This window comes from Verrucomicrobiota bacterium (genome assembly GCA_027622555.1).
Lineage (GTDB): Bacteria > Verrucomicrobiota > Verrucomicrobiia > Opitutales > UBA2995 > UBA2995.
Genome location: JAQBYJ010000008.1, coordinates 45,673 through 63,391, shown reverse-complemented (window position 1 = coordinate 63,391; position 17,719 = coordinate 45,673). Strand labels below are relative to the sequence as shown.

General features: G+C 45.9%; 15 protein-coding genes and 1 tRNA gene. 10 read left to right on the top strand and 6 right to left on the bottom strand.

Annotated elements, in window-relative coordinates; all coding sequences use genetic code 11:
• Positions 1 to 41: 41 nt before the first annotated feature.
• Positions 42 to 1,049 carry an adenosine kinase gene (locus tag O3C43_03835; GenBank protein MDA1065612.1) on the bottom strand — a complete coding sequence of 336 codons (1,008 nt, stop codon included), beginning with the start codon at positions 1,047 to 1,049 and terminating at the stop codon, positions 42 to 44.
• A gap of 349 nt (positions 1,050 to 1,398) precedes the next feature.
• On the opposite strand from O3C43_03835, the gene O3C43_03830 reads away from it, so the two are divergent.
• The 4 genes from O3C43_03830 (at position 1,399) to O3C43_03815 (ending at position 6,580) form a co-directional block, all read left to right on the top strand.
• Entirely contained in the window at positions 1,399 to 3,000 is a 1,602-nt protein-coding gene (locus tag O3C43_03830; GenBank protein ID MDA1065611.1) for a CTP synthase, read from the top strand.
• Complete coding sequence (gene kdsA, locus O3C43_03825) at positions 3,001 to 3,807, top strand: 3-deoxy-8-phosphooctulonate synthase (GenBank protein MDA1065610.1); 807 nt, start codon at positions 3,001 to 3,003, stop codon at positions 3,805 to 3,807.
• A 22-nt stretch (positions 3,808 to 3,829) separates the two neighbouring features.
• On the top strand, positions 3,830 to 5,407 hold the full coding sequence (locus O3C43_03820) for a beta-ketoacyl-ACP synthase 3 (GenBank protein ID MDA1065609.1): 1,578 nt from the start codon (positions 3,830 to 3,832) through the stop codon (positions 5,405 to 5,407).
• A gap of 114 nt (positions 5,408 to 5,521) precedes the next feature.
• Entirely contained in the window at positions 5,522 to 6,580 is a 1,059-nt protein-coding gene (locus O3C43_03815) for a hypothetical protein (protein MDA1065608.1), read from the top strand.
• 15 nt (positions 6,581 to 6,595) lie between these two features.
• On the opposite strand, the gene O3C43_03810 is transcribed toward O3C43_03815, so the two are convergent.
• Positions 6,596 to 7,306, bottom strand: a complete 711-nt coding sequence (locus O3C43_03810; GenBank protein ID MDA1065607.1) for an RsmE family RNA methyltransferase — start codon at positions 7,304 to 7,306, stop codon at positions 6,596 to 6,598.
• Between the two features lie 348 nt (positions 7,307 to 7,654).
• On the opposite strand from O3C43_03810, the gene O3C43_03805 reads away from it, so the two are divergent.
• Positions 7,655 to 8,242: an RsmD family RNA methyltransferase gene (locus O3C43_03805; protein ID MDA1065606.1), complete on the top strand. Its 588-nt coding sequence runs from the start codon at positions 7,655 to 7,657 to the stop codon at positions 8,240 to 8,242.
• On the opposite strand, the gene O3C43_03800 is transcribed toward O3C43_03805, so the two are convergent.
• The 4 genes from O3C43_03800 to O3C43_03785 all read right to left on the bottom strand — a co-directional run bounded on the left by O3C43_03800 (position 8,213) and on the right by O3C43_03785 (position 10,174).
• Positions 8,213 to 8,926 carry an RsmE family RNA methyltransferase gene (locus O3C43_03800; GenBank protein ID MDA1065605.1) on the bottom strand — a complete coding sequence of 238 codons (714 nt, stop codon included), beginning with the start codon at positions 8,924 to 8,926 and terminating at the stop codon, positions 8,213 to 8,215. The two genes, O3C43_03805 and O3C43_03800, sit on opposite strands and share 30 nt — an antisense overlap.
• A 12-nt stretch (positions 8,927 to 8,938) precedes the next feature.
• Positions 8,939 to 9,658 carry a permease gene (locus O3C43_03795; protein MDA1065604.1) on the bottom strand — a complete coding sequence of 240 codons (720 nt, stop codon included), beginning with the start codon at positions 9,656 to 9,658 and terminating at the stop codon, positions 8,939 to 8,941.
• Between the two features lie 15 nt (positions 9,659 to 9,673).
• A complete protein-coding gene (locus O3C43_03790; GenBank protein ID MDA1065603.1) occupies positions 9,674 to 9,943 on the bottom strand; it encodes a metal-sensitive transcriptional regulator in 270 nt (89 codons plus the stop codon).
• Between the two features lie 157 nt (positions 9,944 to 10,100).
• A tRNA-Gly gene (locus tag O3C43_03785) sits at positions 10,101 to 10,174 on the bottom strand.
• A 147-nt stretch (positions 10,175 to 10,321) separates the two neighbouring features.
• Here O3C43_03785 and O3C43_03780 point away from each other — a divergent pair.
• The 5 genes from O3C43_03780 to O3C43_03760 all read left to right on the top strand — a co-directional run bounded on the left by O3C43_03780 (position 10,322) and on the right by O3C43_03760 (position 17,715).
• Complete coding sequence (locus O3C43_03780; protein MDA1065602.1) at positions 10,322 to 11,491, top strand: type II secretion system F family protein; 1,170 nt, start codon at positions 10,322 to 10,324, stop codon at positions 11,489 to 11,491.
• 71 nt (positions 11,492 to 11,562) lie between these two features.
• Positions 11,563 to 12,687 (top strand): response regulator, encoded by a 1,125-nt coding sequence (locus O3C43_03775; protein ID MDA1065601.1) that lies wholly within the window; start codon positions 11,563 to 11,565, stop codon positions 12,685 to 12,687.
• A gap of 118 nt (positions 12,688 to 12,805) precedes the next feature.
• A complete protein-coding gene (gene carB, locus O3C43_03770; protein MDA1065600.1) occupies positions 12,806 to 16,039 on the top strand; it encodes a carbamoyl-phosphate synthase large subunit in 3,234 nt (1,077 codons plus the stop codon).
• Positions 16,040 to 16,048: 9 nt separating this feature from the next.
• Positions 16,049 to 16,912, top strand: a complete 864-nt coding sequence (purU, locus tag O3C43_03765; protein ID MDA1065599.1) for a formyltetrahydrofolate deformylase — start codon at positions 16,049 to 16,051, stop codon at positions 16,910 to 16,912.
• Between the two features lie 140 nt (positions 16,913 to 17,052).
• Positions 17,053 to 17,715, top strand: coding sequence for a hypothetical protein (locus O3C43_03760; protein MDA1065598.1), 663 nt, complete (start codon positions 17,053 to 17,055; stop codon positions 17,713 to 17,715).
• The last annotated feature ends 4 nt before the right edge of the window (positions 17,716 to 17,719 follow it).

The window sequence follows — 17,719 nt, the reverse complement described above, 5'->3', positions numbered from 1 at the left end:
GCTTGTTAATGGTTCCTTTGAAGTTGTGGTCGAAATCTCGATCAACTTTTATTCTTCGGCAAGAATTGCTCACGGATAACCTGCCAGCGGGATTCTGGTATGGAGGCACCCATGACTTGAACCGCCTCTGCTCCAAGTATTGATCCATATTCTCCCGACCGCTTTAAGTCCCGGCCGTTCAACCATCCGTAAAGAAAGCCGCAAGCCCATAGGTCGCCTGCGCCTGTTGTGTCTACCGCTCGGGCTACAGGACAAGCAGCCACTGAAAAAACTTCATTTCCTTGTGCGATGAGTGACCCATTCTTTCCAAGCTTTACCACAGCAATCTCAGCTAATTGAGCTAAGTACCTAACCATGGCTGTATAATCCTGTCCCAGGCCAGTGAACGCGGCGGCTTCTTCTTCGTTTGAAAAGATGACATCCACGTAGTTTTTTATGATATCCGCCATGATGTCCTTTGTGGCATGAACCACTTCAAAAGAAGCCAAATCCAAACTAATTGTGCACCCTGCCGCTTTTGCTGAATCGAGGGCCTTATACATCAAATCCCGGTTGAACAATATGTAGCCTTCGATGTGGGCATGATGGTAGCCTTGAAAATCGTGCACTGAAATTTCCTCGGGATCCAAGGTCATTGCGGCTCCCAAATCCGTGCGCATCGTTCGCTCCGAATCCGGAGTTACCAAGGACAGGCAACGGCCATTCGCAATAGTTCCTACCTTGAAACGGCTTCCGTCTCCGCCACGACCCATTAGCCCATTTCTGTAAAAAGTGCCAATTTCACAGTTTCCAATTTTGCCCAACATAGCTGCGGGATTTCCAAGTTCGGCGAGTCCCAAAACGGTATTCCCGGTCGAACCACCTGGAGCGAGAACAGGTTTGACTGGTAGTTTGGCCAATAAATCATCCATCGTCAGAGTATCCACCAGCACCATGCCACCTTTTTCACCTGCGACCGAGAGAACGAACTCATCACTCACATGAGCTAACAGATCCACCACCGGAGAACCCATCCCGATGACCTTATTTTGAAATGTATCTTTATTCATAGTATTTAGTAAAATCCCCTGATTAGCCCATTAAAGAATCAGCATTTGATATAGAAAGAGGAAGCGGAACCAATTTGAATGCAATTTCCAATTTCTAAAGGTGTTAGGATATTTTCTTAGGGTGTTGATCTGACAATAAGGGCTGCTTGCTCAAATGGCAGGCAGGGCAATGGGCGTTTCATTTAATGGTCAATCGGATTGTTCATCCCGGATGTAAGTTCTCAATAGTTCTGGCCTTGATTGTTTGGCGTACCGTCCCCCCTGATCCAAAACAAAATCCTCCCGGCACAGGTTTTGGTTTGTGCTTTGGAAATTATTTCCGCACTCATGTTGAAACCCATACTTAACCATGAAGTATATATTTATTACTGGTGGTGTCGTTTCCTCTTTAGGAAAAGGCCTCACCGCCGCTGCTATTGGGGCATTGCTCGAACTCCGAGGATTAACTGTCCGAATTCAAAAATTTGATCCATACTTAAATGTGGATCCAGGAACGATGAGTCCATTCCAACATGGAGAAGTCTATGTGTTGGATGATGGAGCTGAAACAGACCTGGATTTGGGTCATTATGAGCGGTTTACCTCAGGAGCCCTTTCAAAGCTCAACAATCTGACGTCGGGCCAGGTATACGAAACAGTTATCAAGAAGGAGCGTCGGGGTGATTACCTTGGAAAAACCGTGCAGGTTATACCTCATTTAACCAATGAGATCAAAAGCCGGATTTATAAATCAGGTGAAGGAGTGGATATTCTTATCACCGAAATTGGCGGTACCATCGGAGATATCGAAGGTCTGCCCTTTGTTGAGGGAATACGACAATTTAGCACTGAACAACCTCGGGGGGATGTGCTTTTCATCCACGTTACCCTGGTTCCCTATCTTGCAGCCGCTGGTGAATTAAAGACCAAGCCGAGCCAGCAGAGTGTGGCGAAACTGCGGGAAATTGGGATTGTTCCAGATATTTTAGTTTGCCGATCAGAGGAAAGTTTGGGTGACGAAGTCCGACAGAAGCTGGCAATGTTCTGTAATGTTCCGTTCGAAGCTGTGATTGAAGAGTGCGACGTTGAAACCTCGATCTACGAATTGCCATTGATGCTGCAACGAGAAAATGTCGATGATCTGGTAGTTGAGTATCTCCACCTGAACGCTCCCGCGCAGCCTATGGACAAATGGAATGATGTTGTCCGTCGCTTAAAATACCCCGCCCATAAAGTTACGGTTGGGGTCGTTGGTAAATACATCGAGCTTCAAGATGCCTACAAATCCGTGTATGAATCTCTTACACACGGTGGTATTGCGAATGACGCCAAAGTCATTGTTAAGCGAATTGATGCTGAAGATCTTACTACTGAAGAAGGTCGGGAGATTTTAAAGACCCTCGATGGGGTTCTCGTTCCTGGCGGGTTTGGCGATCGCGGCACGGAGGGAAAAATTTGGGCGGCACGTTACGCTCGTGAAAATGGTCTGCCTTATTTCGGATTGTGCCTCGGGATGCAAATCGCTGTTATTGAATTCTCCCGCAATGTTCTGGGTTTGGCGGATGCAAACAGTCTTGAGTTTGATGAAAATACTCCTCACCCCGTTATTCATTTGATGGAAGATCAAAAAGCTGTGACCAAAAAAGGTGCTTCGATGCGCCTGGGTGCTTACAAATGTGATTTAGTCGACGAATCGATTTCGAAAAAAGCTTATGGTGAAGACTCCGTAAGTGAGCGCCATCGCCATCGTTATGAATTCAACAATGCCTACCGCGCTGATCTTGTTGCTAAAGGGCTAAAGGTGACCGGAATTAACTCAAAACGTGATCTTGTAGAAATCGTAGAAATTGCGGATCATCCTTGGTTTGTAGGAGTCCAGTTTCATCCGGAATTTAAATCCAAACCGTTCAAAGCCCATCCTTTGTTTGCATCGTTTATTGCCGCAGCGATGATGAAGAAGGCAAATGTCTAAATGCTATTTGATCCCAACAAACTTTTACTACTGGCAGGGCCCTGTTCTTTGGAGTCCTTGGAAATCTGCAGACCTGTGGCGGAATGTTTGGCCGAATTGAGGGAAAATAATCCGGCTCTAAACATCGTTTTCAAAGGATCTTTCGACAAAGCTAACCGTACCTCTATGGAAGGAGCTCGTGGCACTGGTCTAAAAGCTGGGCTCGAAATATTGGCTGAAATCAAGAGTCGCTATCAGTTTCCAGTCGTAACCGACGTGCATGGAATTTCCCAGATATCAGTAGTGGCCGATGTAGTGGATGTGATTCAAATTCCTGCTTTCTTATGTCGCCAGACCGACCTTTTGGTTGCAGCAGCTGAAACAGGCCGTGTGGTTAATGTTAAGAAAGGCCAGTTTCTTGCTCCGCAAGACATGAAACATGTGGTCGCGAAGCTGGAGAATGCTGGTGCCGCTGAGATGTGGCTGACGGAACGAGGAACTACTTTTGGATATCGTAACCTTGTTGTCGATATGCGGAGTTTTGACCTGATGAAGGAAAATGGGCACCCTACTATATTTGACGCTACGCATAGCGTCCAATTGCCAAGTGGCGGGGATGGGAAGAGCGATGGACAAAGAGAATTTGTTCTTCCGCTTGCCCGAGCTGCTTTAGCTGCTGGGGCGAATGGCATTTTTATGGAGACGCATCCAAATCCCGATGAAGCTATTTCAGACGGGCCGAATATGGTTCCGCTGGCTGAATTATCTCAAATGGTTGAGGAGTTGTTGCAAATCTGGAAGCTTATGAAATCCTTGGCTCCCGGTTGAAAACCTATTTTATATTTCCAAGATGAAAACTTTCGTTGCTCAAATCCCGATCCCTTCCATGGGGGCTACCGTTAACGAATTAACTGTGATAGACCTCGAAATAGAGGCAGGCGACTTGATTGAAAAGGGCCAGAAGTGTGCTGAGTTGGAAAGTGATAAATCGGCATTCGACTTTGAAGCGCCCTGCACAGGTACTGTCAAAAAGGTATTAGTCAGAGCTGGAGACATTGTGGACGCGAATTCACCATTCCTCCTGATTGAGACGGACGATGTATCTTTAAAGCATCTTGAAGTGAACGATGCAGCAGCCGATACAATTGAAGAACCAGCCGTAAAAGTGAGTCGGGCAACGCAGGCAGTAAAAGGGTCACCGGTTCCAATACCAAAACAAGTTGCTAGAGCATCGCTTCATGCGGTGTCCGATACGGGGAATTTGAGGTGGACGCCCAAAGCAATTAGAATTGCCAAAGAGGCCGGATTTGACCCAGCCACTATTAGCGAAATTTCTTCAACTGGGCCGGGAGGCCGGGTATCTGGAGATGATATTCAAGCCTACATCGCAACGCAACCGGAGTCCATTACTTCTTTGGAAACCGCCCCATCAGCTTCCCCTGCGCGTGAAACGGTCTGTGTTGCCGGGATTGGGTTTGCTGTGCCAGATAAAGTGCGAACCAACAAAGAGCTGCTCGAAAAATTTCCAGGTAAAACAGAGGAAGAAATTGTTAAAACCACTGGCATTTCTCAACGGCGAGTTGCTGAGCCAGATGAAGATGTTACTACCTACGCCGCCAAGGCCAGCAAACGAGCGTTAGCCATGGCCGGGGTCGATGTATCCGAGATCGATGGGATCATTTTGGCGACCATCATACCGGACCAACCTGTTCCCAGTGCTGCCAGTGCTCTCGCGAAACATCTTGGAATTCCTCACGCGTTGGCCTTCGATTTGAACGCAGCTTGCTCTGGTTGGTTATATGCTCTTGAAACCGGCCGCGCGTTTATTAGATCCGGCACAGCCACAAAATTATTGGTCGTGACGGCGGAATTGTTGTCCCGGATTACAAACTTTGAAGATTACAGCACCGCATTTCTTTTTGGAGATGGTGCCGGAGCGGCCGTGTTAACGGATGCTACTGAGGGTCCTCAATTACATCGATTGCGCCTAACCGGTGATGCTAATCAATACGAGGCCATTCAGCGAGCGGGTGGGGGTGCCAAGATTCCAATCGCCCAACCCGGAAGTGATCTTTCCAAATTTTACCTAACCATGAATGGGCCCGCTGTGTTTAAATATGCAGTGGTGGCGTTCTCCGATATCATAGAGGATTCTCTCCATAGAGAAAACCTGACTGTGGATGATGTCGATTGGGTGGTTCCTCACCAGGCAAACGAACGTATTCTTAAGGCGGTTAGTAAACGGGTTGGAATTCCATACGATCGCTTTGTTGTGACGATTGGTAAATACGCGAATACCTCTGCCGCCTCGGTCTCAATGGCGCTTGGATGGGCCGCTGAAGAAGGCATTTTTGAATCAGGCGATAAGATTATTTTCTGCTCGGTGGGAGCTGGTCTCACTTATGCTGGTGGATTGCTTGAATGGTAAATTCCCATCTCGGCTTGGGTCTTTAAAAATATTATCAAAATCAGGCACCTCAAAGGCTGTCTCTCGTTTCGTATATAAGGCTGTTTAAGGCTGGTAGGTTAGTCGACTCCCGCCATGCAAGTACTTCTCGAGGTCCTAATTGAAACTATCATTCTAATCGCATTCCTGTGGATTGGGAAATCCATCATGAAGGCTCAGCTGTATTTCAAACCTCTTGCAATCACTGCTTTTGCTGGAGCTCTGGCCAGCCAAGTACCTTTTGTTGGCACTTCTCTTTCGATTTTTGTGGTACTCTTCTTTTTGTGGAAAATGGCACGGTTGGATATATTTCCAGACAGTGCTTTAATTCTAATTGTTGGCAAAGGGTCAGGTTTAATTATGATGATTTTCGTAGTGGCCGTTGTGATGGATTTTTCTGATCCCAAAGAAACAACATCTTTGAGCCAAGTACCCGTTTACGAAGGTGAGGGCGGGAAACAGTACTATTCTGAAAGTGGTAGCATCTACTATCTGGGCGAAGATGGGGAACAGGTAGAGGTTGACGGTACGGAATTACTTGGAATCTCCGAGATAATGGAAATCGCCAATCAGGCACCTGCCGACCAAATGATCGAAAACGACTTGACAGAGGAGCTTACTATTGAAGTCGCTGAGTCAACGGAATCCGTTGTGTTGGTCACCGCTAATGAAGACGAATCCACCTGGAATTCAGAACCGCTGATTTCTGATTCAATTATCAGGGGGCAGGAAATTCCTTTCGAAGTGTTTGTTCCTGAAGGATGGCTTGTAAGGCAAAATTCCCAAGTGGTTTCCATAGGAACTGAGGACCACATCTACTTTAACTGTCATTCGAGCAAAGAGTATTCGGATAACAAAACCTATTTACGCTCAGAGGTGAATCGTGCGATAGGTAAGTATTCTGGCTACCAAATTATGAAACAGGAAGTTGTCTTGCTCGACGGGAAACAGTGGGCAAGGCTCCAATTTATCAATGATCCTGGAGATCAGATTCTTATGTTGACCCATTCCAGCATGTTGGGAAGTTTTACGATCGAGCTCAACGGATCCTATATGCAATTGTCTAATAACAAAGATATGCTGCATCGCATTTTGTATAGTTTCAATTTTCCTCCTTCAACTTTCCTGTTGGCGCAGTTGGAAAGCGAAGAATAGCCTTTTTAAACGGCATTAAAATTTAGCCATCAATTGAGCAATCGCCGTTACGGCAGCCGTTTCGGATCTCAAAACATGGGGACCCAATGAAACCGGGACAACTCCTCTGGATTCAAACTCGCGGTACTCGTCCTCTGAAAAATCGCCTTCCGGTCCGATAAATAGCGTGGTAGATTTCAAAGGATTAATTTCGCTCCAGGGCCTCGCAGTACTCTCCAAACTGGCCACAACCGCCGACTCTAAGGGATGATGGGCTATGAATGTTTTTAAAGCAACCGGGGTTGCCAATTCAGGAAGCCAGGGATTGCCGCTCTGTTTGCAACCTTCAATGAGATGGCTCTGCCATTTTTCGCACTTTGAAGAAACATCTTTCAAGTTAACTATGGTACGTTCAGTAAGTAGAGGCTGGATTCTGGTGACTCCGAGTTCTGTCGCCTGCCTTAAGATAATATCGAAGGTCTTTCCTTTGACGATTCCTATTGCCAGGGTTATGCAAACTAAGTTGTGGGGATATTGCTTAATGGTTAATTTTTGAAGACTTGCGCATCGCTTATCCGCTTCATCAAGAGTACAGTTCCATTCAATTCCCATTCCGTTAAACACTACCACTAAATCTCCTTTGCGTGCCCGATTGGTGTTTACCAGATGATGTGACTCAAAAGGCGAAAGCTTGATCCGGTTCTCCTCAGAGTCCAAGTTTTTGGCATAGCTGCGAAAATCTGACATGGCCGCATGATCCTACACATTATCAATTAATGTCCAGATCGAGCGATGAACTTTTCTTTAATTATCGCGTACATAAAGAAGCTCCGTCTTCACGGAGCTTCTTTTGCTTAACAAACTACAAACTACAAACTACAAACTACAAACTACAAACTAGACTGAAACTATGAACTATACTCTAATAATGCTCATTAGCTATGTAGAGTAAGACGTAGAATTGTTCGATTTCGTTCAAAATTTTCCTCTTTTTTTCCTGGAAAATTTTCAATTTTTCTAAGTCGCTGAGCGTAAACATTTTAAGTTTTCACATTCCTACCATAAAATTGCAGATCCAAGAGGAAATCACATTAAATGAGAATTACAGGAGGGAAAGCCCGAGGGATCCAACTGGTGTCACCTACCGGCCAAAAAACGAGACCGGCCGCAGATGTACTTCGAGAAGCCTTGTTTTCATCTCTCGGAAACGAAGTGAAGGGGGTACGCTTTGCTGATCTTTTTGCCGGAACAGGTGCTTATGGCTTGGAAGCCTGGAGTCGAGGAGCTGCAGAAGGAGTCTTTGTTGAATCCGACCGTCATTGTGCTCGATGTATGACCGAAAATATTGCGCGTGTTGCGAAAAGTGCGGGAGTTAGCCCATCATCTGTTTCGTTTATTCGATCCGATGTTTTTAAATGGAGTTCGTTTCATCCCAAGAGCTTTGACATCGTTTTTGCTGATCCGCCTTATCGGCTTTACCCAAATATTATCGCTGAACTGTTTCGGATCGGCAGAGACTTGCTTTGTCCCGATGGAACCCTAGTGATCGAGAAACCCGCTAGCGTTACTATGGCTTCGGAAGGTTGGATGTTAATCAAACAGCTTGGTAAGGCGCGGGGAGATGGACCGTCTTTGGCGATATTTAAACCTGATTCACAGCTTCATATTACTTCTAAGGATTGAAATTGCCGCGATACAGGCTGTTTCCGTTCTCAACACTCGAGTTCCCATACCGGTCAATATGAAGTTATTGGCCCTAAGCAGGTTTCTTTCACTTTGACTCCATCCTCTTTCCCCTCCCAGAGCCACGGTAAGAGGCAGGGTTTTCTTAACCATGGAGGTCAACTCTTTTGTCGATTCATAGTTGTCCATTGCTAATCGGCTGCCCTCGACTGAGGCGTGGGGAAGCGCATCCTCCAACGAAGAGACAAGCGTGAGCTTTGGAATCCTGGTACAAAACGCTTGTCCTGCTCCCTGGAGCATCAGTCGCTCAGATTCTCCCGAAGTCCACAGGCGACTCATTTTATAGCCCGGTTCAGATTTTTCACTTTCGAAAAACGTAAAACTTCGTACACCCAATGAAGTACATTCTTGAAGGATCTTTCTGCAAGTTTGAGGTCTACAATAGCTCACCCAAAGATCGATGGGGTATAGTTCCGGAGTGTCCTTTTCCCATTGGAACGACAGTAGCAGTGAATTCTTTTCTATCTTAATCAACCTGGCTTTTCCTCGGGGGCCGTTGATTTGTCCAACGTCAAAGGATTCATCCTGTTGCGTGTTGAGGACATTGAGAATATGTTTTGCCCTTGGATCGGTTAATAAAAGAGGGCTCGCGAGCTCGGTTGGACTAAAAAGAATCAGGTTCAATGTCCCACAGGGTTAAGCCAGGCCTTTATACTCAAAACCGGCATCAACGACGGCTTTGCCAATGGCGGTTAAATCGTAGTTGTATCCGTGTGCCCAAATCAGGTTCTGTGTGTGGTCTGCTTCAGCTGATTGAACACCTTGAATGCTTAATACGGCTTGAGAGACACTACTCGCGCAGTGACTACAGGTCATCCCTTCAACTCTCAAAATTGAAGTTCTTAAACCCTCAAGCGACGAATTTCGGGCAGGCTTTTTAATTTTTGGATACAGGAATGTCCAACCCAGCATGGCAATTAATCCAACGCCGGATAGGAAGTGAAGGATGGATTGATTGCTGTGATCTGTGTGGAGCATTATTGAATTTCCAACGAAGCTACTTCCGTATGCGTCCAACAAGAAACCACTAAACCATGAAATGAGCACAATGGATGTGAGGTAAATCGCAATGGTCCGTCGCCCCAGTATTTTTACCAGCGTTGTGATCGTAGCGACATTTGTAGCGGGTCCGGCTATTAAAAAAACGAGAGCTGCTCCCGGACTTACTCCGGCTGCCATAAACGCAAAAGCGATTGGAATGGAACCCGTAGAGCAAACATAGAGCGGAATTGCGACCATGGTAACTGCCACATAAGTTAGCCACGGATTGCTAAGGTATGCTGCTCCCAGATCTTCAGGTAGGGAGACATTTCTAAAAGGATGCTCCAGGTTTCGGTCCAAAACGTTTTCAGCCAATGGTTCATTCGGGCCTCACTTGCTAAGTTTAAACATGATATCTGTCAGTTCCTTGTAGTGCTCTTCTCCGTTTCCTTTTTTAATAGAATCGGTTACACAGGTTTCAAGATGATTTCGTACAACTTGCCTGGATACACCTCTTAGCGCTTCCTGTATCGCCGCAATCTGGGTAAGGATGTCCAAACAGTAACGCTCTTCATCAACGAGTTTGCTTACACCGCCTACCTGCCCTTGAATAATCTTCAGTCGTCGTAGTGCCGTGTTTTTATATTCTGGAAGAATCATGTGATCAAGGTACCCCCGGGGGGTATAGTGTCAAGTGGTAGGTCAAAGTTAACAATGCCAGAAGGTTTTTATGATGAAACGGCTTGGTTGAAATGGCCTACACTTTAAGTGTACACTAAAAACGCCTTCCATCCCGCGGGATAGAGGCGTTTAAAAGTGGTGCGGGTGGACGGAATCGAACCGACGTAGCCAGCTTGGAAGGCTGGAGTTCTACCACTGAACTACACCCGCGGAAAAGTCGGCTATTCCGTGGAATAATGTCTTATTGATCAAGCACTTTTTTGAGTTTTTTGGAGGAATTTTGAGGTGAAATTTTACACTTTCTTAACCATGTTCTGTATTGCCTAAGGCATTCCAGTTCACATGGTTATAAACATCATGCCTATCACGTCATCGTCTGCTAATATCGGTTCGAAAAGGACTTCACATAATACAAAGAAGAAGATCAGTTTCGCAGAGTCTCAACGTTTGGCTAAACAAAGGTCTTACGAAAAGCGTGCGCCCAAGCACAAGGTCAAGCTTGCCGACCTCACGATTTTTACCCAACAGCTCGGTTCAATGCTGGATGCTGGTTTGCCGCTTGTTTCCTGCTTGGATGCCCTTCAGGAACAAACAGACGACCAAACATTTATGGTTATCATTCGTGATGTTAAGAATGACATCGCTAGCGGAACCTCGTTTTCCGATTCTGTTAAGAAATTTCCACGCGCATTTAATAACCTCTTCACCTCAATGGTCGAAGCAGGTGAAGCGAGTGGACAGCTTTCAGAGATCCTTGCGAAGGTAGCTATTTATTTTGAAGACTCGGTGAAGTTAACCAAGAAGGTAAAGAGCGCATTGATGTATCCGATCGCCGTTATCCTACTTGCGGTCGGGTTGGTGAACGTTCTGTTGATATTTGTTATTCCGACATTTAAAGAAATGTTCACTGACATGGGCGCTAAGCTACCGATGCCAACTCAGATGCTAATCGATGTATCTGACTGGTTGAAGGGTAACATTCTTTTTGTTATAATCGGAGGTATTATATTTTGGAAGGTTTTGGCAAAATTCCTGGCAACACCCCGTGGTCGGGTTTTCAAAGACAAGGTGTTGTTCCGTTTGCCTATTGTAGGAGGACTAAGTCAAAAAATTGCTGTTTCGCGTTTTTGCCGAACCTTTGCGATTCTCCTCCGAAGTGGTGTTCCCATTCTAAAAGCTTTGGACATTGTTTCCCGCGCAAGTGGCAACACCTACATCGAGGTTGCCTGTAAAGAGGTAAGCCGTGTTATCAATCAAGGCGGCCAGGTTTCTGAGGTTCTCGCAGAAAAACCCTATTTTCCTCCGATGGTGAAACACATGGCGAAAGCGGGTGAACAAACCGGTAAAATGGACGACATGTTCGACAAGATTTCAGATTTTTATGATTCGGAAATTGAAACCACGGTCGCGGGTCTTACCTCCCTTATGGAACCGATTCTTATCTGCTTTCTTGGTATCGTCATTGGTGGAATTGTTATGGCTATGTTCTTGCCAATCTTCAATATGGCCAATGTTGTCGGTGGCTAATCTCAAGAAGGTGAATCTTTACCGTTATCCTGATTCTTGAACCTCCAAAAAACTTATTTCTACTTTAAATCATGTCATCGGTCCTAATAGTTGATGACCAGAAGGAACTTCACGATATCCTGAGGGTTGTTGTCCAACCCTTAGGCTGCTCCGCAGAATTTGCTTTTGATGGCCAGGAAGCTTTGGATTTATTCAAAAACAATTCTTACGATGTAGTATTGTCCGATATATCCATGGAGCCCATGGACGGGATAACGCTTCTAAATGAGATTAGAGATATTGATCCCAATGCTATAGTTATTCTGATGACAGGTTATGGCAGCATGGAAACTGCTGTTCGCGCTTTAAAGAGTGGAGCATTTGATTATATCCAGAAACCTTTAAAGATTAAGGAGTTTGTCGCTGCCTTGAAAAAGGGACTGGACGCAAAATCCCGGGGATTGGTTTCCAGGCCCATTTCTCAATCTTCACAACGGACGATTCCACCTTTTCAAGCCTCGGAAAATTGTTATGCTCTTATGGGCAAGGACAAGCGGATCGTAAAGGCTCAGAAACAAGTAGATCGTTTAGTAAAAGTGAGCACGCCGGTTTTAATTCAAGGTCCTGCTGGCACGGGCAAGAAAATGGTAGCTCTTACAATTCACCACTCAAGTGGCTTCAACGAAGGCGAATTGGTTGGGCTGGATTGTTCAGTAGCTGATCAAGATGAATTGAAGAATCAATTGTTGGGTCAGGATGGATTGGGTGGTCCGTTGTTGGAACGGGCGACTGGGGGATCCCTTTACTTGCAGTCGATTCAAGCCATGGATTTGAAGGTTCAAAATTCCTTCGCCAAATTGTTGAAAGCAGTAGGACATGAATTTCGACTAATTTGCTCAACTGAAGTTGACCTTGAAGATGCCATGGATGACGGGAAGTTCTCCCACGATTTGTTTTACCGAATCGCTTTGTCCATCATCCACTTACCGGGAATTGGTGAACGCAAGAATGATATGGAAGACATTGTTCGCTCCATTATGGATAACTCTTCGAACTTTAAGTTTGATAGTCGAAAAATTGAATTATCGGAGGAAGCCTTTGATTACCTGATTGAGCAAAAGTGGAGCAAGAATTTGGACTATCTTGTTCAGAAGGTGACCAATGCCGTGACAAACACGGAAGATAGAATAATAACTCCAGAAATGCTTCAAAATTAGGCAGTTTCATTGGATTACGAAATACTCCGCTTTTTACTTTTCAAGCCAGAAGGTATTCTCCAAGTTAGTGCGAATTTTGCGATCGCTTCCGGTCGCATGAAGTCCGAATTCGCCTTTTATGCCTAAACGTACCGACCTAGAATCAATCCTGATCATCGGATCCGGCCCTATTATTATCGGCCAAGCTTGTGAGTTCGATTACAGTGGGACTCAGGCTTGTAAAGCTCTTCGGGAAGAAGGCTACCGAGTGATCCTAGTTAACAGTAATCCAGCCACGATAATGACCGACCCCGAGTTTGCCGATGTAACTTACATCGAGCCACTGACCGTGGAGATTGTCACAAAGATCATTGAAAAGGAACGACCCGACGCTCTGCTTCCAACCTTGGGAGGTCAGACGGCCTTGAACTTAGCGCTCGATTTAGACGCCGCCGGGATATTGAAAAAATTCAATGTGGAAATGATTGGAGCAAAACCTGATGCCATCAAAAAAGGTGAAGACCGGCTCTTGTTCAAAAAGGCTATGATTAAAATCGGCCTTGATGTGGCCAAGTCCAGGGTTGTTTATTCTTTAGAAGAAGCGCGTAACGCCGCAGAAAAAATTGGACCTTTCCCATTAATAATTCGTCCAGGGTTCACCATGGGTGGAGCCGGTGGAGGAATTGCCTATAATAAGGAAGAATTTGATACTATCGTTGCCAATGGTCTCGAGATTTCACCTGTCACAGAAGTGTTGGTCGAGGAGTGCTTGTTAGGTTGGAAAGAGTACGAAATGGAGGTGATGCGCGATTATAAGGATCAATGTGTCATCGTTTGTTCTATCGAAAATTTTGACCCGATGGGAGTGCATACGGGGGATTCGATCACGATTGCTCCAGCAATGACTTTGACCGACAAAGAGTATCAGCTCATGCGTGATGCGTCCTTTGCCTGTATTCGTGAAATTGGGGTTGAGACAGGAGGAAGTAACATACAGTTCTCGGTTAATCCTGTAGATGGCCGTTTGGTGGTCATTGAAATGAATCCTCGGGTTTCCCGAAGCTCTGCCCTCGCTTCAAAAGCGACTGGGTTTCCTATCGCGAAGTTTGCTGCGAAACTGGCAGTCGGGTACAGCCTGGATGAAATCCAAAATGACATTACCCGCGAGACACCGGCAAGTTTCGAGCCTTCGATCGATTACGTCGTAACAAAAATTCCTCGCTTCACTTTTGAGAAATTTGAAGGCGCGGACACGACACTTACCTCATCCATGAAGAGTGTTGGTGAAGCAATGGCCATAGGCCGCACTTTTAAAGAGTCTTTTCAAAAAGCGCTACGTTCGCTCGAAGTTGGATCTCGTGGCTTGGGTGGAGGTGGAAAGTATGGGGCTGATCCGGATTGCGAGGACTCTGTGATTCGGAGTCGTCTTTCGATTCCAAACGCCGAGCGTATTTTCTATATTCGTTATGCGTTGCTAAACGGCATGTCTGAGGAAGAAGTGTTTGAGCTTACCTCCATTGATCCCTGGTTTGTTAATCAAATCGCCGGGATCGTAGCCATTGAGAAAGAACTTGCCAAACAGACCCTGCAGTCAATCGATAACGAATTACTCAGGGAGGCTAAAGAAGCCGGGTTTTCAGATGCTCAATTGAGCTACTTGCTCGATGCGCCAAGGGAGGCTGTAAAATCCAAGCGTGAATCTATCGGGTTAAAAACAATTTTTCGCCTTGTTGATACCTGTGCCGCCGAATTTGAAGCATTCACGCCGTATTACTACTCATCCTATGGAGATGAAAATGAGGTAGTACCGTCGGACAAACCCAAGATAATGATTCTCGGCGGTGGCCCCAATCGAATTGGGCAAGGCATCGAATTTGATTATTGTTGTGTGCATGCGTCCTATGCTCTCCAGGAAGCTGGTTTCGAAACAGTCATGGTTAATTCCAATCCGGAAACTGTTTCCACGGACTACGATACATCGGACCGGCTTTATTTTGAGCCACTTACTCTGGAAGATGTTCTCGCTGTTTATGAGCAGGAGAAATGCCAAGGAGCCATTGTTCAATTTGGTGGGCAAACACCCCTTAATCTTGCCACGGAGTTAAAGGCCAATGGTGTAAATATTATTGGAACGAGTCCTGAGAACATTGATGCAGCAGAAGACAGGAAGTTGTTCGCCGATATTCTGAATCGAGTCGGACTCAGGCAACCCGCCAACCGAATTGCCATGAATGCAGCAGAGGCTTACCTCATGGCTGAGGAGGTTGGGTTTCCCATATTGCTTCGACCCTCATTTGTCCTCGGCGGTCGTGGAATGTTCGTTGTTTCTTCTATTAAAGAAATGGAGAAGGTCGTCAAAGAGACTTTTGAAGTGGTTCCCGACAAACCAGTACTCATCGACCGATTCCTGGAAGATGCCATTGAGGTGGATGTCGATTGTATATCTGACGGCGAAACTATTCTTGTGGGCGGTATTTTGGAACATATTGAATTCGCCGGCGTACATAGTGGTGATGCTGGCATGGTTATGCCGCCACACACCTTGTCTGAGGATATGATCAACCAGATCAAGGAAGCCACCTATAGCTTAGCCAAGGAGCTCAATGTGATTGGATTGATGAACGTGCAGTTTGTTATTAAAGACAATGAGCTATTCATTATTGAAGTAAATCCACGCGCATCCAGGACTGTTCCTTTTGTTTCCAAGGCGATTGGAGTTCAATTAGCAAAGCTTGCCGCTCGAGTCATGGCGGGTGCGACTCTTAAAGAATTAGGATTTACCGAAGAAGTAACTCCAAAGCATTGGTGTATCAAAGAATCAGTGTTTCCATTCAAACGCTTCCCTGGATCGAAGATAGCGTTAACTCCGGAAATGCGGAGTACCGGCGAGGTCATGGGTATGGATATGGATTACGGGATTGCCTTTGCTAAAACGCAAATGGCTGTTCAACCGGCTCTTCCGACTTCCGGGAATGTATTCATCAGCGTAAAGGATGGCGACAAAAACAAGGTGATCGACATCGCAAGTCGCCTGGTAAAACTAGGCTTCAAAATCTACTCAACGTCAGGCACCGCCCGGTTTTTAATAGAAAATGGTGTGGCTGTTGAAAAACTTTTCAAGATCGACGAAGGACGTCCGCATGTGGTCGATATGATTAAGAATGGCGGAATTCAGCTTATTGTTAATACGCCTTCTTCGGGGATGATTCCTCGTCGCGACGAAAATATTATTCGGACTGAAGCAATCAAAATGAGTGTGTGCATTACCACCACGATTATGGCTGCTGAGTCTTCGGTTCTGGCAATCGAAGCACTTAGGACGAAGCCTGTCGAAGTAAAGTCTCTGCAGGAGTATTACGCAGAAAGAATATAACTTAAGATAGTGAATGATTCTCGAGAAACCCTAACCGCACTTCTATCCGGTCCAGATCAATCAGGTCTTGTAGCAAAGATGTCCGGTTGGATTTTTGAGAGAGGTGGTAACATCATTCACGCAGATCAGCACCGCGATATGGAGGCTGAGATCTTTTTCCAACGGATCGAATGGACCCCTTCGGAAGACACAAGCGATTACCAAGCGGAGAAGGCCACATTTAAGGCGTTCGCTTCTAGTCTCAATATGGAAGTTGAGTGCAAATTATCTTCGGATCGGAGTCGCGTTGCGATTTTTGTCTCAAAGTACGATCACTGCTATCATGAGCTTCTGTTGGGGCAGCGTTCAAACGAGTTGAATTGTGAAATTGCCTGTGTGATTTCAAATCACCCGGATATGAGCAATGTGACCGCTGGTTATGGTGTGCCGTTTTTCCATGTCCCTGTAACAAAGGCTTCGAAAGCAGAATCAGAAGAAACGCAATTGCAGATTCTTCGCGACCATAAGGTAGATCTGGTTGTCATGGCTCGATACATGCAAATTCTCAGTCCGGAGTTTCTTAGCGCTTTTGCCAAACCGGTGATTAACATTCATCATTCTTTCTTGCCAGCGTTCGCGGGCGGGAAACCTTACCAGCAAGCGCATCAGCGTGGTGTAAAACTCATCGGAGCTACCGCCCACTACGCGACTGCCATCCTTGATGACGGTCCGATCATTCAACAGGACGTCGATCGTGTATCTCACAGGCATACTGTTCAGGATCTCGTTGTTCGCGGACGCATGCTCGAAAGACACGTTCTTGCGCAGGCGGTGCGTTGGCACTTGGAAAACCGAGTCTTGGTTTATGGACGGAAGACGGTTGTCTTTGATTAGAATTCTTCCAGCTTCCAGCTCCTGTTATGAGGTTGACTAAAGTCTCGTTTCTCTAAATTACAGACGATTTCAAATTTTCCATGGCTTCGAATCGCAAAGAGCAATCTCCACCTAAAGATAAGCAAGATACCTTCCAAAAATTGGACGAGGCCTATGCTGAATCCAGCTTAGAGGATCAGCTCCTCGTCTACTGGAACCGTCACAAAACCCAGGTTCTCCTTGGCCTGGCGGTTGCTGTGGTGTTGATTCTTGGAATTCAGATTGCCAAGTTGTGGAGCGAAAAAGCCGTATCTGGTCGGGCAAAGGCCTATGCTGAAGCTAACGACGATTCTAAAAAAGCCGCCTTTGCTGAAAAGTTTTCTAGTTCAGAATTAGGAGGCGTGGCCTTCATGGAACTAGCAGACAAGTCTTATTCTGATAAGGATTATGCTGCGGCGATTCCCAATTATGAGAGGGCTTTTAAAGCGTTTGAACGAGTAGAGTTTAAGCAACGGGCACACATCGGGCTGGCGCTGTCACGTGTTCTTTCTGGAGATGAATCTAATGCGAAAGCAGACCTTGAAGGTATTTCCCGCAATGTTGATTATCCGGATGCCGCACGAGCTGAAGCGCTTTACCACCTTTCGATCCTCGACTGGCAAGGCGGCGCATTTGAAGCCATGTTGGCCCGTCATGGGGAAATAGAAAAGCTATCAAGTGCTGGAAATTGGCTAGGAAAAGCCTTACAGTTACAAGCAAGCGTACCTGAGTTGAAGAAGCTCGCAGAAGCAAAGGCTTCCGAGGGACTCGCCATAGAGAATTGAAATT